Below are 23,499 nucleotides of genomic sequence, written 5' to 3'. Positions count from 1 at the left end.
TTCACTCGGTAGGGGCGGAGACTGCAGACAAAGGCAGATTGTCGTTCGGCGGCGCGTCGTCCAGCCTGCCGCGCATCAGCTTGAACAGCACGGGCATGAGCAGCAGCACCAGCGGCATCTGCACCGTCAGCCCGGCAATGATGGCCACCGCCAGCGGCTGTTGCATGGCCGAACCCTGGCCCAGCGCGAGGGCCAGCGGCGCCAGGGTGAGCATGGCAGCCAGCGTGGTCATGGCGATGGGGCGCATGCGGTTCTGTCCGGCGGCCACCAGTGCGGCATCCAGACCCTGCTCAGGGTGCTCGTGCAGCAAAGACTGCACTTCGCTGAAGTAGAAGATGGCGACTTCGGTGACGATGCCCACGATCATGGTCATGCCCATCATGGCCGAGATGTTCAGCTCGATGCCCGCCGCCCACAGGCCGATGAACACCGCAGGCAGCGCCAACAGCGGCATGGACAGAATGGCGATCGCCACCTTGAAACGCTCATACAGAAACAGCAGCAGCAGAAACACCAGCAACACGGCCGCGCCGAGCACGCTGATCAGGCCCTGAAACGCGATTTGCTGCTGCTTGTACAGGCCGCCGAGCTGGGCATAGATGCCGGGTGGAAAGTAGCCCGGCGCGTCAATGAGTTTTTTCACGTCAGCAATGGTTGAGCCCAGGTCTCGACCGCTGATGCGTGCGGTGACGGCCGCCATCGCCTTGAGGTTGTCGCGGTGAATTTCCGGCTGGCCAGTCAGCACCTTGAGGGTGGCGATGCGCCCCAGGGTGAACACATGGCCGTCGAGTGCGCGCAGCGGCAGGCGGGCGATGTCGTCGGTGGTCTGGCGCAGCGCCAGCGGCGTCCACAGCCGCACGCCGACCATCTTCGGGCCTTGCTGAATTTGCGTCACCACGCTGCCGCCGATGAGGGTCTGCAACTGCTGCTGCACCTGCTGCGGATCGACGCCTTCGAGCGCGGCGCGGGTGGGGTTGATGTGAATGTCGAGCGCGTCGCCCGCGGGCTTGATGCCGCTGCGCACATCGACGATGCCGGGAATCTTGCCGATGGCCGCCGCAGTGCGGTGCGCAAGCTGGGCGAGCTGCTGAGGGTTGTCGTCGAAGATTTTGATCTCCACCGGCTGCGGCACGGCGGTGAGGTCGCCGATGAGGTCTTCCATCAACTGCGCGAGCTCGATTTTTACGCCCGGAACCTGGGTTTCGATGCGCTGGCGCACCTCCTCCATCACCACGTCGATCGACTTGCGCGGCGGGGGCTTCAATCGCACGAAAAAGTCGCCCTCGTTGGCTTCGGTCACGCCGCCGCCGAGCTGCGCTCCGGTGCGGCGCGACCAGGTCTGCACTTCGGGCGTGGTGCGCAGAATCTGCGCCACCTGCGACAGGATGCGGTCGGTCTCGGTTAGCGAGGTGCCGGGCGGCGTGCGGTAGTCGAGAATGAAGCCGCCTTCATCCATATGCGGCATGAAGCCGCTGCCCACCTGCCCATAAGCCAGCCAGCCCGCGAGCAGCAGCGGCACCAGCCCCAGTGCGGCCAGCCAGGGGCGACGAAGGCTGGCGCCCAGCACCCGGGCGTAGCCGCGCTGCACGGCAGAGAGCCAGCGGCCGTTTTCACGCTGCGCTTCGCGCGCGATGTCCTTGGGGGTGAGCAGCTTGTCGGCCAGCAACGGCACGGCCAGCCAGGCGACGAAAAAGGAGATGACGAGGGCGGCAGCCATGGTCAGCGACAGCGCCTTGAAAAACGCGCCAGTCACGCCGGAGAGGAAGGCCAGCGGCAGGAAGATGACCACGGTCGAGGCGCTCGACCCGGCCAGCGGCCGCAAATACTCCATCGCGGCGTGCAGGATGCCGCTGTGCCGCGCTTGCGCTTCGCCCCGATGCCGCGCTTCACTCAATCGCCGCACGATGTGCTCGCTCATCACGATGGCGTCGTCGATCACCAGCCCCACCGCAGCCGCCATGCCGCCCAGGGTCATGATGTTGAAACTCATGCCGAGGGCGTAAAGCAGCACGACGGTGGCGGCCAGCACCGAGGGCACGGTGATGACCGCGATCAGGGTGATTTTCAGGCTGCGCAAAAACAGCAGCAGCACCCCGGCGGCCAGCAGCACGCCAATCAGAATGGCGTCGCGCACGCTGGCGGCGCTGTCCACCACCAGGGTGCTCTGGTCGTACCAACTGGCCAGATGTGCGCCGGGCGGCAGCGGGGTTTTTGCGAGCAGTTCGCGCACATGGCGGGCGATCTGCACGGTGTTGCCGCCGGGTTGCTGGTAGATGTTGAGCAGCACGGCGTCCTGCCCGTTCGCGGTGATGCGCACCCATTGCGGCACGGTGCTGCGCGAGATGCGCGCCACGTCTTTGAGCCGAATGACGCCGTCCGGCCCGGCCCGCAGCACGATGTCGCCGATCTGCGCGCCATCATGCAGGCGCGAGTCGGCCAGGGCGAGCAGGAGCTTGTAGCGGTCTTGCAGATGGCCCACGGCCTGCACGCCGTTGGCGGCGCTGACCGCATTGCTCACATCCTGCAGCGCCAGACCCAGCGCCTGCAGCTTCAGCGCATCGAGGGTGACGTGATATTCCTCCTGCGCGCCGCCCTGAATCTGTACCCGCGCCACCCCGCCGATGCTGGACAGCAGTGGCCGCAACTGGAATTCGGCCAGGTCGTAGAGCTGGGTGGGGGTGAGCGTTTTGGACGTCAGGCTGTAGGCGATGACCGGATCGACCGTCGGGTCCATGCGCTTGCTCGACACCTGGGCGCCCGGCGGCAGTTGCGGCAGCATCTGCGTCACGGCTTCGTTGACCTGCACCGCGGCCAGCGCCATGGGTGTGCCCCAGTCGAAGCTCACCGAAATATCTGCCGTGCCGCGACTGGTGGTGGATCGCACATCCACCACGCCCGGCACGCGGCGCACCGCCTGCTCCAGCGGCTGCGTGACTTGCAACATCATCTGGCTGGCGGGGCGGTCGCCCGCGTCGGCGCTGACGACCACGCGGGGAAAGTCCACATTCGGAAACAGGCTCACGGGCAGCTTGAAGGCGGCAAACACCCCGCCGACCGCCAGCAGCGCGAGCAGAAACAAGACGGAGCGTCGATGGCGTTGCAGCCAGACCGAGGCGCCGCTCATCGCTGGGCTCCTGTCACGCGCAGCGCCATGCCGGGGCGAAGTTCATAGTTGCCGGCGACGACCAGCGGCAAAGCAGGGTTCAAAGCGCCGGTGATGCCGGTTTGCAGGCCGCTTTCTATGGCGATCTGCACGGGCACGCGCAGCGCCTTGCCGTGGTCGTCCTGAAACACGAAAGCGCCGCGCTCGTCCTGCAGCACGGCGTCGCGCGGCACGACCCAGCCGCGCCAGCGACCGAGCACCATGTCGGCTTGCACGCTGGCTCCGGGCGGAGGAAGGCTGGCCTGCGCTGGCAGCGCCATTAGCACGTCCAGTCGCTGGGTCTTGGGGTTGATGGCCGCTCCAACGCTGCGGATCGTGCCCTGCCAGTGCTGCGCGGGGTCGAACACCGAGATCAGCCGCACGGGCTGCCCGGGTTGCAGGCGCTGCGCGTCCTCCGGCGGCACGCCGGCCAGCGCTTGCAGACTGCCGCCGCGCCCGATTTGCAGCAGCGGGCTGCCGACAGCGAGCAGATCGCCTGGCGCGGCGTTCACCGCCAGCACGATGCCGTCTTGCGGCGCCAGCACCCGCGTCGCCGCCTGCCCCGCGCCTTGCTGCTGCAGGCTGTGCAGTTGCGCCTGCGCGTCGGTCAGGGCCTTGCGCGCCACATCGACCTGCGCCTGCGTCGCGAGCTGTTGCGCCTTGAGCGCGGTCATGCGGTCGAGCTCGCCCTGCGCAAAAGAGACGGCGGCCTGCGCCTGGCTGTAGGCCAGCGCGGTACTGGCATCGCTGTGCAGCGTGGCCAGCACCGCGCCCTTGCGCACGGCCTGGCCGACATGCACGGCCACGGTTTGCACCTGCATGGCATGCTGGAAGGTGATGGCCTGAGTCTGGCTGGCGGGCACCTGCACCACGGCGTAGGCGCGCAGGGTGTGCAGCAGCTCGCCGCGTTGCAGCGGCGCGGTCTGTACCTGTGCGGAGATGGGGCTGTCTGCAGCGAACGCACTCGGCAGGCTGCCAAGGGTCAGGAAAAGCGAGGGCAGACTCAGTGCGGCGAGAAGGGCGATGCGGGCGCGGCGGGCACGAGTGGGCAGGGTCATAGCGGTGCGGCTCAGGGTTTGGACGGTGGAACGAGGGCGGCGGCCTGACGGTAGGGGCCAAGACCGGTGAGCAGTTGCAAGGCCAGAATTTGCTCGGCGCGCTGTTGCGCGTTGGCTTGCAGCGCCAGGCGCTGGTCGAGCAGGGCGGTGCGCTGGTTGATGAATTCCAGCAGGCTCATGCCGCCCTGCTGCAGCGCCTGCTGTGCGGCGGCATCTGCCGATGCCAGCGCGGGCAGGGCGTCCTGCAGAGTCTGACGCTGCTGCTGCAGGAGCGCGATGTCGGCCTGCGCCTGCCGTACATCGGCATCGGCCTGATCGAGCCGGGCCTGGTAGTCGGCCTGGAGTTGCGCGCGGGTGGCGCGCTGCGTGGCGATCACCCCCTGATTGCGGTTGAACAAAGGCAGGCTGATGTTCACGCCAAAGCCCACGGTGTTCACCCCAGCGGTATCTCGCGCTCGGGTGAAGCCAAGGTTGAAGGCTGGGAACTGGCCGAGCACGGCCTGCCAGACCTTCTGCTCCTGCGCGGCATAGCCGGCCTGTAGCGCCATCAGATCGGGGCGGATATGCGGCAGGGTATTCAGCGCTGCATCCACCTGCGCGGCGGTGGGCGCAGCTTGTTCAGAGGGCGCGGCCAGCGGTAGCGGCACATCGGCCTGCAGCCCGAGCAGGGCATGGAGCCGCGATAGCAGGCCGAGCTGCTGGCGTTCGATCTGCTGGATGGTCTGGGTGAGGGCTTGCAGCGGGACGAGCTGCGCGTCCACATCCAGCCGGGTCACATTGCCCTGCGCCAGCGCGGCTTGACTGCGCTGCAGGCGTTGCGTGAACAGGCTGCGCTCCTGTTCCAGAATGCCCAGCCGCGCGGTGTTGCCGGTGATCCGGGTGTAGAGCAGGCGGGCTTGCGCCACGGTCTGCCATTCGGCCCACAGCACCTGCAGATTGACTTGGGTGGCGGCGTGCTGTGCGGCGCTTTGCGCGGCGTGGTGGGTGATGAGCGCGGCGATGTCGTAGGACAGTCCGAGGTTGTACGCCGAAGTCGTTGCTCCGGCGCTGTTGCCGGGGAAGTCTTGCGACAGGCTGAGTTGCGGATCGGGCAGCAGCCCGGCGTCGAAGGCTTGCGCGCGCGCCACGCCCAGCCGGGCGCGCTCGGCCTTGAGCTGCGGGTTGTTGAGCACGGCGAAGATGGCCAACCCGGTGGCGTCCAGCGGCTTGGCGGTATCGAAGTTGTAATGCGCCAGCGCGGGCAGCGCGATCTTGCCGCGCGCCACATCCAGGCTGTTCGCCGATGCGGCCAGATCGGCGGAAGTCGGTAGCGGCTCAGGGTGATAGCTGGCGCAACCGCCTAGAAGCAGAGCGGCGAGCAGAACGGCGCGGGATAAATGGGGAGCCGTCATGGCAGCGTGTTTTGGCGTAACAATTTGCTTCATCGTAAAACCCAACCTTGACGAATGGCCGGTGCGAACAGCTTGCGATAGAGGCCAGTGAGTAAAGGCATCGCGGGTTCCAGCAGACGATGCCGCGCCAGATGGACGACGAGCGCGGCCATCAGTCCCGCCAGCGCGGCCCCCGCCATGTCCAGCGGCCAATGCACGCCGAGATACACCCGCGCCCAGGCTACAGGCAGGCCGAGCAGCGCCAGCAGCAGACCCGCCTTGCGCCATGTCGGCGTCAGCAGCAGACTGGCCGCGACCGAAGCGATCACGGTGAGGTGATCGCTGGGAAAGCCGCTGTCCGGCGCATGCGCCAGCAGCGCGGGGCCAAGGCCGATGGCGAAGGGGCGCGGCTCGAACACCGCCAGCCCGATGATCTGATTGATGCCCAGCGCCACGAGGGCCGCCGCCGCGGCCTGCAGCAGCGGCGGGCGCAGCGCGTCCGGGTGGCGCAGCCAGCCCCAGATCAACAGCAGGGGCGCGGCGTAGATGGCGTATTCGGCAAAGAACAGCGCCACGTCGATGCTGATCTGTGACGCAGCGCCGTGGGCGGCCCAATGGGTGTAGAGCCCCAGATTGAGGTCATTCCAGAAAGCAGGGAAATGCAGCATGGCGTGGCGTTGTTTTTGTGGGTTTGCAAAACAAGACCGCCCCTGCGCAGCTTGGATGATTTCCGGCGGAGCGGGGACGGTTGAAGCGATCAGTCCTGCTGATCGTGGTCGTCGTGATCGTTGCGGTCTTCGGTCGAGGCGATGACCGTGCCTTGATCCGGGCTGATCTTCACGTCGAATACCTGCGGGCCTTTGACCACTTCCACGTCATACACCGCCTTGCCCGCGTGCTGCTCGACTTCGGCCTTGGAGGCCGTGCCGCCCACATGCTGTTCGGCCGCGATGACGGCCTGACTCAGGCTGATTTTGGCGTTGGGGATGATGCGGGCGTCGTTGCCCGGATGGCCTGCTGCATAGACGCTGACACCAGCCGCTGCCGAGGTGAGAGCGAGGGCCGCGAGGGCCAGTTTGGATTTGCGTTGGAACATGATGAACTCCCTGAAAAATTGAACATGGCACCGATTGGGTGTGAGCCAAACTTTAGGCAGCGAGTCTTAGCGGTGGCATAGGAGGTCTTATCCTTGCGGTATGCAGATTTCGTCCGATGCCTCTCCTTCAACTTCAGCGTCAAAACCCCGGCTGGGCCTGGCGCTGGGCGGCGGCGCGGCGCGCGGCATGGCGCACCTGGGCGTGCTGCGGGCCTTGGCCGACGCTGGGATGCGGGTCGATGTCATCGCCGGGTGCAGCATCGGCGCGCTGGTCGGGGCCATTGCCGCGGCGGGCCGCACTGACGGGCTGGAGGCCACGTTCAAGACCTTCGACTGGAGAAAGACCCTGTCGTTTTTCGATGTGGTGTTTCCGCGCTCGGGGCTGATCGACGGCGCCAAGGTCACCGAGCTGGTGCGCGAGCATCTGCCGGCCACGCAGATCGAGGCGTTGTCCATTCCTTTTGCCGCGATTGCCACCGATCTGCACAGCGGCGCCGAGGTGGTGCTGCGCTCGGGCGATGTGATCGAGGCGGTGCGCGCCAGCATTGCGGTGCCGGGCGTGTTCACGCCGGTGCGCGTGAATGGGCGGGTGCTGGTGGACGGAGGCTTGAGCAACCCGGTGCCGGTCAGCGTGGTGCGTGCCATGGGGGCGGACCAGGTGATTGCGGTCGATCTCAATCATGGCGTGGTGGACGGTCGGCTCAAGCGACGGGTGCGGCCCAAATCCCGGCGCAGTGAAACTTCGGTGGATGAACCGGCGGGCCGTTGGGCGGCCGACTATCGGCGGGTGATGGCCGATCTCAAGCAGCGCCTGCAAGCCCCGAGCGCTCCGGCCAAAGATCAGTTCGAGCGCTGGGCCGACCGCGAGGAGCCGCTGCCCAATATGTTCGAGGTCTTGCTGGCTTCGGTGAATGTGATGGAAATGCACATTACCGAAAGCCGTCTGCGCATCGAGCCGCCCGATCTGCTCATCCGCCCGCCGCTGGGCGACATCCGCTTTCTCGAATTCGGCCGCGCCGAGGAGTCGATCGAGATCGGCTACGACGCGGCGATGCAGGCGCTGCGCGGCTGGAAGCTGTAACTGCCCTCAGCCCGTATTGCGCAGCCCCGCCGCGATGCCGTTGATGCTCAGGTGAATGCCGCGCTTGGTGCGCTCGTCGGTCTGGCCTTCGCGGAAGCGGTAGATCAGTTCGATCTGCAGGTGGTTGAGCGGATCGATGTAGGGAAAGCGCGCGTGGATCGAGCGCTTGAGCGTGGGGTTGTCGCTCAGGCGCTCGGCATGGCCGGTGATGGCGGTCAGCATGTCGGTGGTGAGCTGCCATTCGCGCTGCAGCGCCTTGAGCACCTTCTGGCGCGTCTTGGGGTCGGCCACCAGTTCGGCATAGCGCTGGGCCACGCGCATGTCGGCCTTGGCCAGCACCATGTCGATGTTCGACAGCAGGGTGGCGAAGAAGGGCCACTGCTTGGCCATGCGCTTGAGCAGTTTGAGGCCGTCGGGGTTGGTGTCGAGGAAAGCCTGCACGCTGCTGCCGAAGCCATACCAGCCGGGCAGGGCAACGCGGCACTGGCCCCACGAGAACCCCCAGGGAATCGCGCGCAGATCGGCAATGGCGCGGGTGGCCTTGCGCGAGGAGGGACGGCTGCCGATGTTGAGCTCTGCGATCTCGGAGATGGGCGTGGCGGCGTAAAAGTAGTCGGTGAATTCCGGGGTGTCATACACCAGCTTGCGGTAGGCGGCCATCGACGCTTCGGACAGGGCGGCAGCGGCGTCGAGAAATTTGGAAGGAGGCGCGCTCACGGCCTTGGTCTGCGGCAGCAACGCGGCCTGCAGCGTGCCGGCCACCAGGGTTTCGAGGTTGCGCAACCCGATGTCCGGGTTGCCATACTTGCTGGTGATGACCTCGCCCTGCTCGGTCAGGCGGATCTGCCCATTCACCGTGCCCGGAGGCTGGGCGAGGATGGCATCGAAACTCGGGCCGCCGCCGCGTCCCACCGTGCCGCCGCGTCCGTGGAACAGCCGCAGGGTGATGCCATGCTCGGCCTTGAGCTGCTCGAACTGTTCGGCCAGCGCGACCTCGGCGCAATACAGCTCCCAGTTGGAGGTGAAGAAGCCGCCGTCCTTGTTGCTGTCGGAGTAGCCCAGCATGATCTCCTGCTCGCCGCCCGAGCGCCGCACCAGGGCGGCGATGCCCGGCAGGGCGTAGAAGTCGCGCATGATTTCCGGGGCGTTGCGCAGGTCTTCGATGGTTTCGAACAGCGGCACCACCAACAGCTCGGCATGGCTTTCGGCGCTGTTCAAGGTGCCGTGGAACAGCCCGGCTTCTTTTTGCAGCACCAGCAGTTCGAGCAGGTCGCTGACGGTCTCTGAATGCGAGATGATGTATTGCCGGATGGCGCGCGGGCCGAAGTCGCGCCGCGCGCTGTAGGCGCGGTCGAACACGGCCAGTTCGCTGCGCGTCCATTCCGAATAGACCTGATGCGGCAGGCGCAGCGGCCGCGGGTCGTTGAGGCAGCGGATGAGCAGGGCCTGCTTGGCGGCTTCGTCCAGATGACTGTAGTCGGGGCACAGACCGGCGGCGGCGAGCAGCTCGCGCAGCACGGCTTCGTGCTGATCGGAGCTTTGCCGCAGATCGATGGTGGCCAGGCGGAAGCCGAACACCCCGGCGGCGCGGATCAACGGGTCGAGCCGTGCGCGTGCCAGCGGCCCGGCGTGGTGCTGGCGCAGCGAATCACGGATGGTGCGCAGATCGTTGATGAACTCGTCGGCATTCGCATAGGGCTCCGCGCTGCCTACTTCGGGCAACAGGGCCTGCACCCCGGCGAGCTTGCGCAGATTGCCCGCAAGACGGGCGTACATGCCAATCAGCGCCCGGCGATAGGGCTCGTCGCTGCGATGTTCGGACAGGTCGGGCGAGTGGTCGGCCAGGGCGATCAGCTCCTGGCTGGCGCTGGCCAGCAGCGCCGAGATCGACAGCTCGCCGCCGATGGCGTGGACTTCGGCCATGTAGAACTCGATGGCGGTGCGTGACTGCATGCGCAGGGCGTAGCTCAGCGTGTCGGCGGTGACGAAGGGATTGCCGTCGCGGTCGCCGCCGATCCAGTGGCCCATGCGGAAAAAGGCCGGCAGATCGGTCTTGGCAGGGTCTTGCTGGCCTGCGGGAAAGAGCGCCTCGATGTCGCGTTCCAGGTTGCGATACAGGCGCGGGAATTGCGAAAAAAACGTGGCGCCATAAAACGACAGCGCGTTCTTGATTTCGTCGGACACGCGCAGCTTGACGTAGCGCAGCAGCCGCGTCTGCCAGAGCTGCACCACGCGGGCGCGCATGGCGTCCTCGATGTCGGCGCGTTTTTGCGGCAGGCGGGTGGCGTCGCGCGCGACCAGCAGCGCGGCCAGCGCGCGCTCGGCGTCGAGCACGCTCTTGCGCTGCACTTCGGTGGGATGCGCGGTGAGCACCGGGGAGATGAGCGCCTGGTCGAAAAACTGCAAGAGTTGTTGCCGATCCACGCCGGAGTCTTTGAGTGCTTCGAGCGCGGCGCGCACGCTGTCGCGCTGCGGCGGCGCGCCATGCTCGGCATCCTGCTCGGCGCGGCGCAGCACATGGTGATCTTCGGCGATGTTCGCCAGAATGGAAAAGTAGCTGAAGGCGCGAATCACGCTCACAGCCTGGTCGCGGCTCAAGCTGCTGAGCAGTTTGTCGAGGGCGCGGCGGTCTTTGGCGTCGCCATCTCGGTGGAATTTCACCGAAAGTTGCCGCACGGTCTCGACGATGTCGAACATCTCCTGCCCCTCCTGTTCGCGGATCAGGTCGCCGAGCAGCCGTCCGAGCAGGCGGATATCGTCGAACAGGGGGGCGTCGGGATCGGAGGCGTTGCGTGCAGCGGAGGGGCGTGTCGACATGGCGTGGCGTGTTTTGAGGGGCACGAAAACAGGGCGGGCTGATGCTATCAGCGCGGTGTCTAATCGAAGCAAGATGCGCGCCCGCATCGCCGCGGGATTTGCGCTGCCGCAGGGCCGGTGAGATGATTTTTCGTCATGCGCAATGCAATGGGGCAATGCAAGGGGAGGCACGGCGGGGCGATGGATGGGCGATCTTAGAATCCGCGCATGACCTCCACTTCCTTCACTCCCCCCCCGTCCCTCGTCATCGCCACCCGAGAAAGCCGTCTGGCGCTTTGGCAGGCCGAGCATGTGCGCAATCTGCTCAAGGGTCTGTATCCGCAGTGCGATGTGCGGATTTTCGGCATGACCACGCAGGGCGACCAGATTCTCGACAAATCGCTGGCCAAGATCGGCGGCAAGGGGCTGTTCGTCAAGGAGCTCGAAGTGGCCATGGAGCAAGGGCACGCCGACCTCGCCGTGCATTCGCTCAAGGACGTGCCCATGGTGCTGCCGACCGGATTTGCGCTCACCGCGGTGATGGAGCGTGAAGACCCGCGAGACGCCTGGGTCAGCCCGCATTTCCCCAATCTGGCCGACCTGCCCGCGGGCGCGGTGGTCGGCACTTCTAGTTTGCGGCGCGAATCGCAACTGCGCACACGCTATCCCCATCTTAAAGTGCAGGCGCTGCGCGGTAACCTCGACACCCGGCTGCGCAAGCTCGACGAAGGGCAGTACGTCGGCATCCTGCTGGCGGCAGCGGGTCTCAAGCGGCTGGGTCTGGGCGAGCGGGTGCGCGCCGTCATCGAGCCGGAAGACATGCTCCCGGCTGTCGGGCAGGCGGCGCTGGGCATCGAAATTCGCGCCGACCGGCCCGATCTGGCGCAGGCGCTGGCTGCGCTCAATCATCCGCCCACGGCGTTGTGCACCCATGCGGAGCGCGCGGTGTCGCGGGGGCTGGGCGGTAGCTGCACCACGCCGATGGGCGCCTATGCCACGTTAGAGGGCGAGGCAATGCATCTGCGCGCCGTGTTGGGGCTGCCCGACGGCAGCCAGGCGCTGCACGCGCAGCAGCGCGGGCGCGTCACCGATCTGGCGCAGGCCGAGGCGCTGGGGCAGCAGGTGGCCCGGCAGTTGCGCGAACAGGGCGCCGACGCGCTGCTGGCGCAACTCGGTTCGCATTGAGTTCCCCCGTTTGATGGCTTCATGCAAAGCGGGGCAACGATGCTCAACACCACGCTGATCTCCACCCGGGCCTCCTCGCAGGCCGGAGGGGCGCATGAGCTTTTGACCGCAGCCGGTGTGCAGATGCTCGACTTTCCGCTGCAACACATCGGCCCGCCGGGCGATCTGCCTCGCTTTCACGCCGCCTTGGCCGCTTTGCCACAGACCGATCTGGCCATCCCCGTCAGCCCTACGGCGGTGGCCGCCGTGTTCGCGGCGCTGCGCCAGCCCTGGCCCGCGCGTTGCGCCATCGGCGTCGTCGGCGAGGGCAGTCTGCGCGCGGTGCGCCGGGCTTTGACGGCGCAACCCGACGACGCGCCGTGGCCGCGGCTCATCGCACCGGGCTCGGCCGATGAGCCGGGCGGCGAGGGCGATTCCGAGGCCTTGTGGAACGCGCTGCAACTCGCTTTCGCCCCGGGACCAGTGGCGTCCTTTCCGTGGGCCGGGCGCCATGCGCTGATCTTCCGGGGCGGGCCGGGGCGCGACCTGCTGCCGCGCAAGCTTGAAGCGGCGGGCGCCAAGGTCAAAGTCATCGAAGCCTACAGTCGGCTGGCGCCCGAATACAACGCGCAGACCGCAGCGTTGCTGCAGTCCGCACTGGGTAGTGGCGGCTGGTGGCTGTTTTCCTCAACTGAGGCCGTGCATAACCTGCAGCGCTTGCTCGAACCCGCCGGGCTGGACGCCGCCGTGCTGCACCCGCAGCGAGCGCTGGCCATCCACCCGCGCATCGCCAGCGCCCTGCGCGCGGCAGGTTTCGGGCGGGTGGAACTGACCCGCGCGCAAGCCGAGGAGGTGCTGTCCACTTTGCATCGCCTCGTCTGCGCCCCAGGTGCTTCAACTCCTAGAATGCCTGCATGACTGAGCCCAGCACCCTTCCCGAGGCAGAGCCTTCTCCGGCGCAAGCGTCTGCGGCTGCGCAGGTTGCTGCTTCGGCGGCAGCCTCTCCTGAGCCTGCGACCACGCCGCCATCTGCGGAACTGACCCAACCGGCGCCTGCCAGCCTGCCGGGCGCGCGCTGGGTCTGGCCGGTCCTCGTTGCGCTCGTCGTCGCTCTGGTGGCGATGGCGTGGTGGCTGAACAACCGCCTGTATGCCACTCAGGCGGAAATCGCGCAGCGCCTGCAAACCGCGACGACCGATGCCATCGAGGCCAAGACGCTGACCAAGCAGGCCAACGATTCGGTGCGTGATCTCACGGCACGGCTCGCCGTACTCGAATCGCGCCAGCAAGACTTCGCGGCGCAGCGTCAGGCGCTGGAGACGCTGTATTCAGACTTTGCCAAAACCCGCGATCAGGCCCGCCTGTCCGAAACCGGCCAGCTCATCGCCCTGGCGCAGCAGCAGGCGCAGCTGATCGGCAATGTGCAGCCGCTCATCGCCACCCTGCAAAGCGCCGATGCGCGACTGGCGCGCTCGCCCAATCCCAAGGCGCAAATCCTGCGCCGCGCGGTGCAGGCCGACCTGACGCGGCTGCGCAGCGCCGTCACGCCTGACATCGCCGCAGCCGCGCACAAACTCAACGATCTGGCCGCACTGGTAGATAGTTTGCGGCTGATTTCGGCGGCAGGGCCGGACAACGACACCAGCGCGTCGAGTACGCCGCCCGTGGCCGCGTCGTCGGCCGCAGGCCCGCGCTGGGCGCCGTGGCTGGGCGACTGGTTCGAGCGCTTTCGCGCCTCGCTGGTGCAGTTGTTCGGCATCACCCGCGTGGGCTCGCGCGACGCCTTGCTGGCTTCGCCGCAGCAGGGCGAATTCCTCCGCGAGAACCTCAAACTGCGCATCCTCAATGCCCGGCTCGATCTGCTCTCGCGCAACGCGGTGGCGTATCGCAGCGATATGCGCGGCATCGATGAGGCGCTGAAGACCTATTTCGACAAGCGCCAGCCGCGCATGGTGCAGGCGCTGTCGCTCGCCCGTCAGGCCGCCCAGCTCGACCTCTCGGCCAATCCCGCAGCCAATCTGGAGTCGCTGGCCGTGCTTTCCACGCTGGATAGCGGAGCCCCCTGATGCGCTGGCTCATCTGGGTGCTGATTCTGGCCGCGGCCGCCGTGCTGCTGGCGCTGGGCACGACCCTGAATACCGGCAACGTCGCTGTGTTGCTGCCTCCCTGGCGGGTGGATGTATCGCTCAACTTCGCGGTCTTGTTGCTGCTGCTGGCTTTCGTGGTTTTCTACCTGGTGCTGCGCGGTCTGTCACTGCTGCTGGGCATGCCGCAGGCGGCGGCCGAGTTTCGGGCGCGGCGGCGGATGCGACTGGCCGCGCAGGCCCTGCACAACGGCATGTCCGACTATTTCGGCGGCCGCTTTCGCAGGGCCGAACGGGCGGCGCAGCGCGCGGCCGAGTTCGCCGATTTCGCCCCCGCAGCGCTGATGACTGCGGCGCAGTCGGCGCAGCAACTCCAGGCCTACGACCGGCGCGACGCCTACCTCGAACAACTGCCGCAACCGGCCCGCGACGCTGGTGCGCTGCTGAAGGCGCAGTGGCAGCTCGACGCCAAGCAGCCGCGCGAAGCGCTGGCTCAGCTGCGCGTACTGCCCGCCGGAGTGCAGCGGCGCACCCACGCGCTGCGCATCGAGCTGCAGGCCGCGCGCAAGGTGGGCGATCACGCTGCCGTGCTGCGGCTGGCGCGCACTCTGCTCAAACATGGCGCCCTGCATCCCGCAGCCGCGCAGGCCATGCTGCATACCGCAGCCACCGGGCTGTTGCGACAGGCGGGCGACGACCCGCAGGCCCTGCGCACGACCTGGCGCGGGCTGACCGCGCAGGAGCGCACCGATCCCGCCCTCGTGGTTGCGGCCGCCCGGGGCTTCGCCGCGGCCGGGCAGGCGGGCGAAGCGCGGCAACTGTTGATCGACGCGCTCAACCGCCCGCAGGCCGAGCCGGGTCTGTTCATGCCCAGCCTGCGCGCCATGCTGCCGGGCATTGACGCCGGTTTTGTCGCGCAGACCGAGCAGTGGCTGGGCCGCTGGCCGCAAGAGGCACAGGCGTATTTCACCGCGGGCGCGGCCTGTGCCGAAATGCAGCTCTGGGGCAAGGCGCAGCAGCATCTGCAAAAGGCCATCCAGTCTTGCAGTGATGACGAAAGGCGTTTGCGCGGGCAGATTCACGCTGCGCTGGCGCAACTGCTCGAAGGCATCGAGCGAGAAGACCAGGCGCAGCGCCATTGGCGCGAGGCGGCGACGGATCTCTGCGCCCTCGATCTGCCGGGCAAGGCCAACGAACGGATCTGAAGCGGCCCAAGCTGCCCGCCGCTGATTTCCGCTGACACTTTCAGGAGACTTCCATGTCCTACCTCACGATCGACCAGGTGATCGGCAACACCCCGCTGGTGCAGTTGCAGCGCATCCCCGGCGCCGACAATGCGCGGCGCGGCAACGTGATCCTGGGCAAGCTCGAAGGCAACAACCCGGCCGGATCGGTGAAAGACCGGGCGGCGATTTCCATGATTCGCCACGCGCAGGAGCGCGGAGCCATCAAACCCGGCGACACGCTGATCGAGGCCACCTCGGGCAATACCGGCATCGCCCTGGCCATGGCCGCCGCCATTCTGGGCTATCGCATGGTGCTCATCATGCCCGAAGACCTCAGCATCGAGCGCGCCCAGACCATGAAGGCCTTTGGCGCCGAGCTGTTGCTCACCCCCAAAAGCGGCGGCATGGAGTATGCACGCGATCTGGCCGAGCAGATGCAGCGCGATGGCAAGGGGCTCGTGCTCGATCAGTTCGCCAATGCCGACAATCCGCGGGCGCACTTCGAGACCACCGGCCCCGAGATCTGGCGCGATACCGAGGGGCGCATCACCCACTTCGTCAGCGCCATGGGCACGACTGGCACGATCACCGGGGTGTCGCACTTTCTCAAGGAGCAGAACCCGGCGGTGCAGATCATCGGCGCGCAGCCGGAGGAAGGTTCGCGCATTCCCGGCATCCGTAAATGGCCGCAGGAATACCTGCCCAAGATCTACGAACCGCAGCGGGTGGACCGGCTGGAGTACGTCAGCCAGGCCGCGGCAGAGAACATGGCGCGCAAGCTCGCCCGCGAGGAGGGGCTGTTCTGCGGCATCAGTGCGGCCGGCGCCTGCGAGGTGGCGCTGCGCATCGCCCGCGAAGTGGAAAACGCCACCATCGTGTTCATCGTCTGTGATCGCGGAGACCGCTATCTGAGCACCGGGGTGTTTCCGGCTTGACGCTCAGCTTTGAGGTGCAGCGTGACTCGCCGCGCTGATCGGGCTAGGGGGAACCTGTGCGATGTCCTGATCGGGCACGCTGTAGGCCCCGGGTGCGAAGACATGGCTGTAGCCCATGTAAAAGCCGACGGACAAGCAGACTATGAGCAGAATTCCAAGCCCGGTCAGATAGATTTTGGTTGCCATGATGTGTCAAAAAGAAGGCCAAGAAGAGGGGGAAGAGGGCTGCCCATGTCCATGCGGGCATTCGCACAAACTGATGTTGTTTGAAAATTAGCCCTCCAATCGCCGCAGACAAGCCCGGTTCACCAAACGTCACAAGCCATACGTCCAGACAGGGCGGCGTACTTTTCGTAAGCCTCTCATGCCCCCTTCTCCCACACCCTCTTCGCAGAACGCTTCGCTCAATCAGGGCATCACCCTGGCGCTGGCCGCCGCCTTGTTGTTTGGTGCGAGCACGCCGCTGGCCAAGCTGCTGCTGGCCGACACCAGTCCGTGGCTGCTGGCGGCCTTGCTGTATCTGGGCTCGGGGATCGGCCTGGCCGCCTGGAGGGCGCTGCGTGCCTTGCGGAGCGGCGAAGCGGCTTTGTCCCATTTGCAAGCCGGTGAGTGGCCCTGGCTGGCCGCCGCGATTTTCAGCGGCGGTGTGGCGGCGCCGGTGCTGCTGATGTTCGGGCTATCACACATGCCGGCCGCCGGCGCCTCGCTGCTGCTCAATCTGGAGAGCGTGCTGACGGCCTTGCTGGCCTGGTTTGTGTTCCGCGAAAACTTCGATCGCCGCATCGCCCTGGGCATGGCAGCCATTGTTCTGGGCAGTGTGGTGTTGAACTGGCCCGGTCAGGGGGTGAGGCTGGACTGGAGCAGTCTGTGGCCGGGGCTGGCGGTGATCGGCGCCTGCCTGGGCTGGGCGCTCGACAATAACTTCACGCGCAAGGTCGCCTTGTCCGATGCTGGTTTTATCGCCATGAGCAAGGGGCTCATCGCGGGGACGGTGAACCTGCTGCTGGCGCTGCTGGTCGGCGCGCAATGGCCGATTTTGCCCATCGTGCTGGCGGCAGGGGCGCTCGGTTTCGCCAGTTACGGCGTGAGTCTGGTGCTGTTCGTGCTCGCGTTGCGGCATCTGGGCACGGCGCGCACAGGGGCGTATTTCGCCGTGGCGCCGTTTTTCGGTGCCGCGCTGGCCGTGCTCTTGCTCGGCGAAGCCCTCACGCCGGGACTGGTGCTGGCGGGTGGACTGATGGCGCTGGGCGTCTGGCTGCACGTCAGCGAACGCCATGCGCATCTGCACGATCACGAGGCGATGCACCATACGCATCGCCATGTCCACGGCGGGCCGAAAGATGACGGCCATCACGATCATGTGCATGAGCCGCCAGTGCCGGTGGGCACGCAGCACAGCCACCCGCATGACCATGCGCCGCTGCGGCATACGCACGCGCACTTTCCCGACGCGCATCATCGACATCGCCACGGGTGAAGCGCCTGCGGCACGATTGCTTCGCGCTTTGACAAATCGCTAAACTTCTTTCTTTTTGTTGTGCGCCGCTGCCGCACGGCAAAGCGCGCGTCAGGTCATCCCGGGCCAACGCAGCGCAATTCTCCGGGATGTCTTGGCTGGGCGATCCATCATGGCGTTTGCGGAGCAAGGCGGCCTGCCGTCGCTGGAGATTCTGTTTGAGCACATGGCCGATGCGGTGTATCTGCTCGACCCGGTGACGTCCAACATCCTCTGGTGCAACCGCGCGGCCTATGCCGATCTGGGGCTGGAAGCCAGCGAGGTGCTGCATCACTCCGTGCTCAGCCTGCAGAAGGACGTGAAGGGATTGCCGCAGTGGGCCGACATCGCCCAGGTCATACGCGCTGCCGACTGCTACACCTTTGTGGGGCGCCATCGCCACCAGGACGGCGGCGAAATTCCGGTTGAGGTCAACACTACGCACTTCAGCCATCAGGGGCGCGACTACTTTCTGTCCGTCGCGCGCAATATCAGCAAGCGGCTGAGCCTGGACGGGGCAAGCAGCACGCGCGACGAGCGGCTGCGCTTTGCTCTCGAACAGGCCATGGACGGGCTGTGGGACTGGAGCCTGCTCACCGACGAGGTCTATTTCAGCCCGCAGCTCAAGCGCATGCTGGGATACGGCCCGGATGAAATGACGCCGCATGTCGAGACCTGGAAACACAATGTCCACCCGGATGACCGCGATCAGGTCATGTCCTTGATCGATCAGCATTTGCGCGGGCGACTGGTGCGTTTCGAGGCGGAATACCGCTTGCGCAACCGCAACGGTCACGACATCTGGGTGCACGATCGCGGTCAGGTCTTCGAGCGCGACGCCCAGGGCCGTCCAACCCGCATGGTCGGCATGGTGCAGAACATCACCGACCGCAAGCTGCTGGAGTTGCGGCTGGAAAAAATGGCCAGCATCGACGATCTCACCCAGATACCCAATCGCCGCGCCGGCATGGCTGCGCTGGCCCAGCAGATCGCTTTGAGCGAACGCAGCGGCGGTGCGCTGAGCGTCGGCGTGCTCGACATCGACGCCTTCAAATCGGTCAACGACCGCTTCGGTCATGCCGTGGGAGATGAAGTGCTCTATCAGGTGGCGATGCTGCTGCGCCAGACCTTGCGCCCGAGTGATTTGGTGTACCGCTCCGGTGGCGAAGAGTTCGTGCTGGTCTTGCCCGCCGCCGGGCGCGAGACTGCCGATGCGGTCGCCGCCGATATTCACGCGGCCTTCGAGGCCAAAGACTGGGACGGTGATCTTGGCGTACCCGGCGTGACCGTCAGCATCGGGCTGGCAAGCTATCCGCAGGATCAGCCGCTGTTGCACAAGCTGCTCGACCAGGCCGATCTGGCGCTGTATCGGGCCAAGGAAAACGGTCGCAATCGCACCTGCCGCGCCGGCGATCTGCTCGCGTCCCCAGCGCAGTCGGTCTCGCCGATCGACTGATCCTGATGTGGACTGCGATCACCCGCCGAGCAACAGCTTGAGGGCCAGCGCGCCCATCGTCAATCCGATCAGCACGTCGAGCACTTTCCAGGTGAAAGGGCGCGCAAACACCGGCCGCAGCAGCCGCGCTCCATAACCCAGAGCGAAAAAGAACACGAACGAGGCCGACGCCGCACCCGCGCCGAACGCCGCCGTACGCCCCGGAAACTGGGTGGACACCGAACCGAGCAAGACCACGGTGTCGAGATAGACGTGCGGGTTCAGAAATGTGAACGCCAGCACGGTGGCGAGCGTCTTGCCGAGCGGGCTGGCGCCGCCACCGGCCGGCGCCAGCACCGCCGCCGAGCGCAGCGCCGCCCGGAAACTGCGCGCCCCATACCAGAGCAGGAACGCGGCTCCCGCGTAGCGGCTGAGCGTGGTCAGCCAGGGCGCCCGCGCCACCAGCACATGAAACCCGGACACGCCGATGCCGATGAGCAGCGCATCGGACAGCGCGCACACCAGCACCACCCAGAAGATGTGTTCCCCCTTCAACCCTTGTTTGAGGACGAAGGCGTTCTGCGCGCCGATGGCGACAATGAGTGACAGACCGAGGGCGAAACCGGAGAGATAGGCGTGCATCAGAAAAATCAGCGGCGGGGTCAGTTGAGGTGCAGATCAAGGCACGCATTTTGCATGTAAGCGGCCAAAAGGAAACTGCGCTGTTCATCGGCCTGTCGCAGCCTGTTCAGTAGACTCAGACACAGTTTTCAATCTGCCGCGGGGCAGGCATTCCGGAGAAATTGATGGGCAGAATTGATTGGATAGGCGGGGAAAAAGGCGGGGTCGGCAAATCGCTGATGGCCCGATTGCTGGCCCAGTATTGCATCGACCACGAACTGCCTTTTATCGGCTTCGACACCGACAAATCGCACGGCGCGCTGCTGCGCTTTTATGCCGACTACGCCTCGCCCGTGGTGATCGACCGGTACGAGAGCCTCGACCATATCGTCGAAGCGGCGGGCGCCGAACCCGAGCGGCGGGTGCTCGTTGACCTGGCGGCGCAAACCCAGGCGGCGCTGGAGCAGTGGATGGAAGAATCCGGCCTGCTCGACCTCGCGCCTGATCTCGATCTGCAGATACGCTATTGGCAGGTGATGGATTCCGGGCGCGATTCGGTCGATCTGCTGCGCGCACTGCTCGACCGTTTCGGCGGCCGCCTCGACATCGTGCTGGTGCTCAACCAGTTGCGCGGTGATGACTTCGGCATTCTGGAACAGTCGGGCCAGAAGGAGCGCGCGCTGGAATTCGGCGCGCGCATCATGCCGCTCAAGCGGCTGCACGAGGCCGCCATGATCAAGATCGACGCCGCGAGCAGCAGCTTCTGGGCGGCGACGCACAGCGGTGGCGCCCATGAAATGGGCATTCTGGAACGGCAGCGGGTGAAAACCTGGCTGAAAAACGCGTATCAGGACCTCTCCGCCTTGGGCGTCTGAACGCCGATTTCCAGACTTTGAAGAATGCCGCACTCCGCCACCGGATGCGGACTGCCGCGCTGCACTCCGCACTGTTTGCGCAGATCGCTGAGTTGCTGCTCCAACGCCTGCAGGTGCGCCATGCGTTCGCGCACTTTGCCGAGATGCAGGTCGATCAGGGTGTCCACCCCGGCGCAGTCGGCCTGCGGCTGTGCGGCATAGTCGAGCAGGCGGGCGACGTCACTCAGGCCGATGTCGAGCAGGCGGCAGCGGCGGATGAACAGCAGACGCTGCAAATGCGCTTCGGTATAGGCGCGGTAGCCGTTGCTTAGCCGCTGCGGTGCGGGCAGCAGGCCGGTCTTTTCGTAGTAGCGCACGGTGTCCACTTCCGTGTCGGCCTGCGCTGCCAATTCGCTGATGCGCATGGTTGTCCTTGAGGCGTTCAGGGATTCGAAGTGTAGGTCTTGACCCTGGAGTGACTCCAGGCTGTGCAATGCAGCCTTGTTCACAACGAGGAGACACGCGATGCCCGGCTGCTGCAACAACGACCACTGCGCTTCCAGTGCAAGCACCAATGCCGCCCGCGCCGCCAGCTCCGCGTGGAGGCGGGTGCTGTGGATGGCGTTGCTCATCAATGCCGCGATGTTTGGCGTCGAGGTGTTTGGCGGTTTGCAGGCACATTCCGCGTCGCTGCTGGCCGATGCGCTCGACTTCGCTGCCGACGCCGCCAACTACGGTCTGTCGCTGGCGGTGTTGGGCATGGCGTTGCACTGGCGCTCGCGCGCGGCGTGGATCAAAGGCGCGTCGCTGCTGGCTTTTGGCGTGTTCGTGCTGGCGCGGGCGTTGTGGGGCGCCTGGGCGGGCCAGCCGCCGCAGGCCGTGACCATGGGCGCGATTGCCGTTGCCGCCATGCTGTCCAACGGCATCGTCGCCGTGCTGCTTTACGCCTGGCGCGATGGCGACGCCAATATGCGCTCGGTCTGGCTGTGCACCCGCAATGACGTGCTTGGCAATATCGCCGTGTTATTGGCGGCTGTGGGCGTGTTCGGCACCGGCACGCGCTGGCCGGATTTGCTCGTGGCCGCTGTCATGGCCACGCTGGGCATCAGCGCCGGGTGGAAGATCATGCGGCTGGCGCGGGTGGAACTGCGAACGCACACAGCCATGCCCGCGCAGCGCACGGCAAATGCGCTTACTGAAACTCCAGATACGCGCGGCTGATGTTCTTTTTGTCGATGCCCTAGAAGTTGTGGAGCTTGCGGAAGGCTTCGGGTGTGGCGGCGTGCACGCGCTGCACGGTCTTGTCGAGATCATCCATGTTTTGCGCCGCGGGTTTGACCTCGCGCACCAGCCAGTCAAGGTAGTCGCCGGTCTGCGCCTGGGCCTGCGCCAGCGAGCAGGGTTTGCCGTGACCCGGCACGATGATCTCGGGTTTGAGGGTGGCGGCGAAGGTCTTGAAGGTCTGCGCCCACTGATCCACTCGACTGCCGTTGTCGAGCACGCCGAGCATGCGGTCGGCAAACACCAGATCGCCGCTGAAGGCGATGCGCTGCTTGGGCAGCCAGACCACGGCATCGCCGGGGAAGTGGCCATTGCCGAAGCGACGCAACTCCAGATCGACGCCGCCCAAGGTGAGCTTGGCCTCGTCGCCGGGCAGCGGGTCGGGGCTGCTCATGGGGGTCGTGCCCGCTGCGGTTTCGCCCAGCAGCATCTTCAGCCCTTGCAGTTCCTTGGCGGCGTTGTCCTGCTGCACTTTGACGGTGCTGTCCAGCGCGATGATTTTGGCGCCCTGCGCCGCGAAGGCGGCATGGCAGGCCACGCAGTTCTGATTCACTTTGGCCAGCGCCGCAAGTGCGGGGCGCAAGTCGCCGCTCACGCTGGCGTTCTGCGCCTCAAGCGCAAACTGACTGGCGCTCTGGTGCATGGCGTAGCCCATTTCCCGCATGCCAGCGGGCATGTAACGGGCCGAGTCGACCATATCGCCATGCATGGAGCTGAGCCCCAGCTTGTTTTCGGCCAGCTGTGCCGCGAGTTCGAACTCGCTCTTGGACAAAGCCATCTGAATTTCACCCAGCGCCTGCAGGTGCGCGCGCATTTCCGCCAGCGTGGCCCGCTTCGCGGCGGCGGGGAAGTGCACCGCGGTACGTCGGTCAATCTTGGGCGCGGTTTGTTTGGCGGGGGCTCCAGACGCATGATCGTGCACGGTCATGCCATGCTGTGTCATGTTGTGCGGCATGGGCGTTGCCGATTGCGCCAGGGCTGAAGGCATGCCGATGCACGCCACAAGGCAAGAAAGAGTGAGGCGATGAAAAAGGGGGCGTGGCGTCATGGAAAAGGCAAAGTTGGACAGCGAGGGGCGCATGATGACGTGCAGGGTCAGCATCTGCCCATGATTTCAATCATGTCAGCGGCATGGGCCGGGGAAGCTGCCGATGCCCCCGCAGACTGGCCGCCTGCCTTACGCGCTTTGGCGCGGCCCCATACCTTGCAGGCCGGGCAGACCGTGTTCGCGCGTGGCGAAACCCCCGAGCGCGTGTTCTGGATCGAGCAAGGCGAAGTGCGATTGCAGCGCGCATCGGCAGAGGGTCGTCTGATCGTGCTGCAGCGCGTGCGCCAGTCGATGGATTCGGCCGCGCTGCGCGGTCTGTTCGAGCTGAAGGCCAGTGAGCGAGTCATCTGTTTCGTCGCCATCGGTACTGTGACCAAATCGAAGGAAAACCGGCAGCGCCCTACGCCTGACCGTTTCGTCTCGGCGCTTTGAGAGCGCCCCCGACCTGCCGCGTTCGCGTCAGCCCCCCGAGGTGGACAAGAAAACTTGGGGTGGCCCGGCGTTTTCTCATGAGAGGCCCTGATGCTCAGGCTTGCGGCTGCGGGGTATCAAGCAGGAAAGTCGGTTCCTTGTCGGCGGGCATCTGTGCCAGTTCGGCCTCGGTGAGCCGGGCATAGACCTCAAGCAGATAGCCACTGGGGTCGCGCAGCCACAGTTCGTGCAGCGGCGTGCCGCGCCAGGTGGTGCGCGGGGGCTTGACGATTTCAGCGCCCGCGGCCACGGCGGCGTGGTGGGCCGCGATGACTTCGGCCTTGCCCGCCACGCCCAGCCCGAGGTGGTAGAGGCTGTAGGTGTCGAGCGCCTCGCCGCGAT

General features: G+C 66.2%; 22 protein-coding genes. 11 read left to right on the top strand and 11 right to left on the bottom strand.

The genetic code is table 11. The annotated features are described in order from the left end of the window. Position 1: 1 nt before the first annotated feature. From AC2VLV_RS10110 to AC2VLV_RS10090, 5 genes are all read right to left on the bottom strand, one after another. Complete coding sequence (locus AC2VLV_RS10110) at positions 2-3,124, bottom strand: efflux RND transporter permease subunit (protein WP_486989861.1); 3,123 nt, start codon at positions 3,122-3,124, stop codon at positions 2-4. Next, a complete protein-coding gene (locus AC2VLV_RS10105) occupies positions 3,121-4,200 on the bottom strand; it encodes an efflux RND transporter periplasmic adaptor subunit (protein WP_486989860.1) in 1,080 nt (359 codons plus the stop codon). The genes AC2VLV_RS10110 and AC2VLV_RS10105 overlap by 4 nt, the downstream gene beginning before the upstream one ends. An 11-nt stretch (positions 4,201-4,211) precedes the next feature. Continuing rightward, positions 4,212-5,591: a TolC family protein gene (locus AC2VLV_RS10100; RefSeq protein ID WP_486989859.1), complete on the bottom strand. Its 1,380-nt coding sequence runs from the start codon at positions 5,589-5,591 to the stop codon at positions 4,212-4,214. A 29-nt stretch (positions 5,592-5,620) separates the two neighbouring features. Beyond that, on the bottom strand, positions 5,621-6,238 hold the full coding sequence (locus AC2VLV_RS10095) for a phosphatase PAP2 family protein (RefSeq protein ID WP_486989858.1): 618 nt from the start codon (positions 6,236-6,238) through the stop codon (positions 5,621-5,623). Positions 6,239-6,327: 89 nt separating this feature from the next. After that, positions 6,328-6,666 carry a PepSY domain-containing protein gene (locus AC2VLV_RS10090; protein WP_486989857.1) on the bottom strand — a complete coding sequence of 113 codons (339 nt, stop codon included), beginning with the start codon at positions 6,664-6,666 and terminating at the stop codon, positions 6,328-6,330. 100 nt (positions 6,667-6,766) lie between these two features. Here AC2VLV_RS10090 and AC2VLV_RS10085 point away from each other — a divergent pair, with 100 nt between their 5' ends. After that, the gene (locus tag AC2VLV_RS10085) at positions 6,767-7,747 is read left to right on the top strand and encodes a patatin-like phospholipase family protein (protein ID WP_486989856.1); all 981 of its coding nucleotides are present in this window, start codon (positions 6,767-6,769) and stop codon (positions 7,745-7,747) included. Positions 7,748-7,753: 6 nt separating this feature from the next. Here AC2VLV_RS10085 and ppc read toward each other — a convergent pair whose 3' ends face one another. After that, positions 7,754-10,651, bottom strand: a complete 2,898-nt coding sequence (gene ppc / locus AC2VLV_RS10080; protein ID WP_486989855.1) for a phosphoenolpyruvate carboxylase — start codon at positions 10,649-10,651, stop codon at positions 7,754-7,756. A gap of 120 nt (positions 10,652-10,771) precedes the next feature. Between ppc and hemC the strand changes: the two genes are divergently transcribed. From hemC to cysM, 5 genes are read left to right on the top strand one after another with little or no spacing between them, the layout of a single operon-like run. Then, positions 10,772-11,728 (top strand): hydroxymethylbilane synthase, encoded by a 957-nt coding sequence (gene hemC / locus AC2VLV_RS10075; RefSeq protein WP_486989854.1) that lies wholly within the window; start codon positions 10,772-10,774, stop codon positions 11,726-11,728. Positions 11,729-11,749: 21 nt separating this feature from the next. Continuing rightward, a complete protein-coding gene (locus tag AC2VLV_RS10070) occupies positions 11,750-12,625 on the top strand; it encodes a uroporphyrinogen-III synthase (RefSeq protein WP_486989853.1) in 876 nt (291 codons plus the stop codon). Beyond that, positions 12,622-13,773, top strand: coding sequence for a uroporphyrinogen-III C-methyltransferase (locus AC2VLV_RS10065; RefSeq protein WP_486989852.1), 1,152 nt, complete (start codon positions 12,622-12,624; stop codon positions 13,771-13,773). The genes AC2VLV_RS10070 and AC2VLV_RS10065 overlap by 4 nt, the downstream gene beginning before the upstream one ends. Then, positions 13,773-14,996, top strand: a complete 1,224-nt coding sequence (locus AC2VLV_RS10060; protein WP_486989851.1) for a heme biosynthesis HemY N-terminal domain-containing protein — start codon at positions 13,773-13,775, stop codon at positions 14,994-14,996. The genes AC2VLV_RS10065 and AC2VLV_RS10060 overlap by 1 nt, the downstream gene beginning before the upstream one ends. 53 nt (positions 14,997-15,049) lie before the next feature. Continuing rightward, positions 15,050-15,952: a cysteine synthase CysM gene (gene cysM / locus AC2VLV_RS10055; protein ID WP_486989850.1), complete on the top strand. Its 903-nt coding sequence runs from the start codon at positions 15,050-15,052 to the stop codon at positions 15,950-15,952. A gap of 3 nt (positions 15,953-15,955) precedes the next feature. Here the strand turns inward: cysM and AC2VLV_RS10050 are convergent, their stop codons facing one another. After that, positions 15,956-16,138: a hypothetical protein gene (locus AC2VLV_RS10050; RefSeq protein ID WP_486989849.1), complete on the bottom strand. Its 183-nt coding sequence runs from the start codon at positions 16,136-16,138 to the stop codon at positions 15,956-15,958. Positions 16,139-16,316: 178 nt separating this feature from the next. Here AC2VLV_RS10050 and AC2VLV_RS10045 point away from each other — a divergent pair, with 178 nt between their 5' ends. Together AC2VLV_RS10045 and AC2VLV_RS10040 are read left to right on the top strand one after the other, a co-directional pair. Continuing rightward, positions 16,317-17,429, top strand: coding sequence for a DMT family transporter (locus AC2VLV_RS10045; RefSeq protein ID WP_486989848.1), 1,113 nt, complete (start codon positions 16,317-16,319; stop codon positions 17,427-17,429). 151 nt (positions 17,430-17,580) lie between these two features. Next, positions 17,581-18,903: a sensor domain-containing diguanylate cyclase gene (locus tag AC2VLV_RS10040; RefSeq protein WP_486989847.1), complete on the top strand. Its 1,323-nt coding sequence runs from the start codon at positions 17,581-17,583 to the stop codon at positions 18,901-18,903. Positions 18,904-18,921: 18 nt separating this feature from the next. Here the strand turns inward: AC2VLV_RS10040 and AC2VLV_RS10035 are convergent, their stop codons facing one another. After that, positions 18,922-19,524 carry a LysE/ArgO family amino acid transporter gene (locus AC2VLV_RS10035; protein WP_486989846.1) on the bottom strand — a complete coding sequence of 201 codons (603 nt, stop codon included), beginning with the start codon at positions 19,522-19,524 and terminating at the stop codon, positions 18,922-18,924. 164 nt (positions 19,525-19,688) lie between these two features. Here AC2VLV_RS10035 and AC2VLV_RS10030 point away from each other — a divergent pair, with 164 nt between their 5' ends. Next, positions 19,689-20,378, top strand: coding sequence for a P-loop NTPase family protein (locus AC2VLV_RS10030; protein ID WP_486989845.1), 690 nt, complete (start codon positions 19,689-19,691; stop codon positions 20,376-20,378). On the opposite strand, the gene AC2VLV_RS10025 is transcribed toward AC2VLV_RS10030, so the two are convergent. Next, entirely contained in the window at positions 20,351-20,782 is a 432-nt protein-coding gene (locus AC2VLV_RS10025; protein ID WP_486989844.1) for a Cd(II)/Pb(II)-responsive transcriptional regulator, read from the bottom strand. The genes AC2VLV_RS10030 and AC2VLV_RS10025 overlap by 28 nt on opposite strands. Positions 20,783-20,882: 100 nt before the next feature. On the opposite strand from AC2VLV_RS10025, the gene AC2VLV_RS10020 reads away from it, so the two are divergent. After that, positions 20,883-21,578, top strand: coding sequence for a cation efflux transmembrane domain-containing protein (locus tag AC2VLV_RS10020; protein WP_486989843.1), 696 nt, complete (start codon positions 20,883-20,885; stop codon positions 21,576-21,578). 19 nt (positions 21,579-21,597) lie between these two features. Here the strand turns inward: AC2VLV_RS10020 and AC2VLV_RS10015 are convergent, their stop codons facing one another. Next, positions 21,598-22,626: an MBL fold metallo-hydrolase gene (locus tag AC2VLV_RS10015; protein ID WP_486989842.1), complete on the bottom strand. Its 1,029-nt coding sequence runs from the start codon at positions 22,624-22,626 to the stop codon at positions 21,598-21,600. Between the two features lie 132 nt (positions 22,627-22,758). On the opposite strand from AC2VLV_RS10015, the gene AC2VLV_RS10010 reads away from it, so the two are divergent. Next, on the top strand, positions 22,759-23,118 hold the full coding sequence (locus tag AC2VLV_RS10010; RefSeq protein ID WP_486989841.1) for a cyclic nucleotide-binding domain-containing protein: 360 nt from the start codon (positions 22,759-22,761) through the stop codon (positions 23,116-23,118). Between the two features lie 94 nt (positions 23,119-23,212). Here the strand turns inward: AC2VLV_RS10010 and AC2VLV_RS10005 are convergent. Beyond that, on the bottom strand, positions 23,213-23,499 hold a 287-nt coding region (locus tag AC2VLV_RS10005; protein ID WP_486989840.1), incomplete at its 5' end, for a VOC family protein.

It is taken from the genome of Thiomonas sp. TH-17, assembly GCF_057473305.1.
This window is presented reverse-complemented; position numbering and strand designations above follow the sequence as displayed.

What these genes read in the sequence shown, in the direction of transcription:
- AC2VLV_RS10070 (WP_486989853.1), top strand. Translation starts at nt 11,750, where the DNA reads ATGCAAAGCGGGGCAACGATGCTCAACACCACGCTGATCTCCACCCGG.
- AC2VLV_RS10020 (WP_486989843.1), top strand. Translation starts at nt 20,883, where the DNA reads ATGCCCGGCTGCTGCAACAACGACCACTGCGCTTCCAGTGCAAGCACC.
- AC2VLV_RS10035 (WP_486989846.1), bottom strand. Translation starts at nt 19,524, where the DNA reads ATGCACGCCTATCTCTCCGGTTTCGCCCTCGGTCTGTCACTCATTGTC.
- AC2VLV_RS10030 (WP_486989845.1), top strand. Translation starts at nt 19,689, where the DNA reads ATGGGCAGAATTGATTGGATAGGCGGGGAAAAAGGCGGGGTCGGCAAA.
- AC2VLV_RS10085 (WP_486989856.1), top strand. Translation starts at nt 6,767, where the DNA reads ATGCAGATTTCGTCCGATGCCTCTCCTTCAACTTCAGCGTCAAAACCC.
- AC2VLV_RS10045 (WP_486989848.1), top strand. Translation starts at nt 16,317, where the DNA reads ATGCCCCCTTCTCCCACACCCTCTTCGCAGAACGCTTCGCTCAATCAG.
- AC2VLV_RS10065 (WP_486989852.1), top strand. Translation starts at nt 12,622, where the DNA reads ATGACTGAGCCCAGCACCCTTCCCGAGGCAGAGCCTTCTCCGGCGCAA.
- AC2VLV_RS10095 (WP_486989858.1), bottom strand. Translation starts at nt 6,238, where the DNA reads ATGCTGCATTTCCCTGCTTTCTGGAATGACCTCAATCTGGGGCTCTAC.
- AC2VLV_RS10050 (WP_486989849.1), bottom strand. Translation starts at nt 16,138, where the DNA reads ATGGCAACCAAAATCTATCTGACCGGGCTTGGAATTCTGCTCATAGTC.
- hemC (WP_486989854.1), top strand. Translation starts at nt 10,772, where the DNA reads ATGACCTCCACTTCCTTCACTCCCCCCCCGTCCCTCGTCATCGCCACC.
- AC2VLV_RS10060 (WP_486989851.1), top strand. Translation starts at nt 13,773, where the DNA reads ATGCGCTGGCTCATCTGGGTGCTGATTCTGGCCGCGGCCGCCGTGCTG.
- AC2VLV_RS10040 (WP_486989847.1), top strand. Translation starts at nt 17,581, where the DNA reads ATGGCGTTTGCGGAGCAAGGCGGCCTGCCGTCGCTGGAGATTCTGTTT.
- AC2VLV_RS10105 (WP_486989860.1), bottom strand. Translation starts at nt 4,200, where the DNA reads ATGACCCTGCCCACTCGTGCCCGCCGCGCCCGCATCGCCCTTCTCGCC.
- AC2VLV_RS10090 (WP_486989857.1), bottom strand. Translation starts at nt 6,666, where the DNA reads ATGTTCCAACGCAAATCCAAACTGGCCCTCGCGGCCCTCGCTCTCACC.
- AC2VLV_RS10015 (WP_486989842.1), bottom strand. Translation starts at nt 22,626, where the DNA reads ATGCCTTCAGCCCTGGCGCAATCGGCAACGCCCATGCCGCACAACATG.
- cysM (WP_486989850.1), top strand. Translation starts at nt 15,050, where the DNA reads ATGTCCTACCTCACGATCGACCAGGTGATCGGCAACACCCCGCTGGTG.
- AC2VLV_RS10010 (WP_486989841.1), top strand. Translation starts at nt 22,759, where the DNA reads ATGTCAGCGGCATGGGCCGGGGAAGCTGCCGATGCCCCCGCAGACTGG.
- AC2VLV_RS10110 (WP_486989861.1), bottom strand. Translation starts at nt 3,124, where the DNA reads ATGAGCGGCGCCTCGGTCTGGCTGCAACGCCATCGACGCTCCGTCTTG.
- AC2VLV_RS10025 (WP_486989844.1), bottom strand. Translation starts at nt 20,782, where the DNA reads ATGCGCATCAGCGAATTGGCAGCGCAGGCCGACACGGAAGTGGACACC.
- ppc (WP_486989855.1), bottom strand. Translation starts at nt 10,651, where the DNA reads ATGCGGGCGCGCATCTTGCTTCGATTAGACACCGCGCTGATAGCATCA.
- AC2VLV_RS10100 (WP_486989859.1), bottom strand. Translation starts at nt 5,591, where the DNA reads ATGACGGCTCCCCATTTATCCCGCGCCGTTCTGCTCGCCGCTCTGCTT.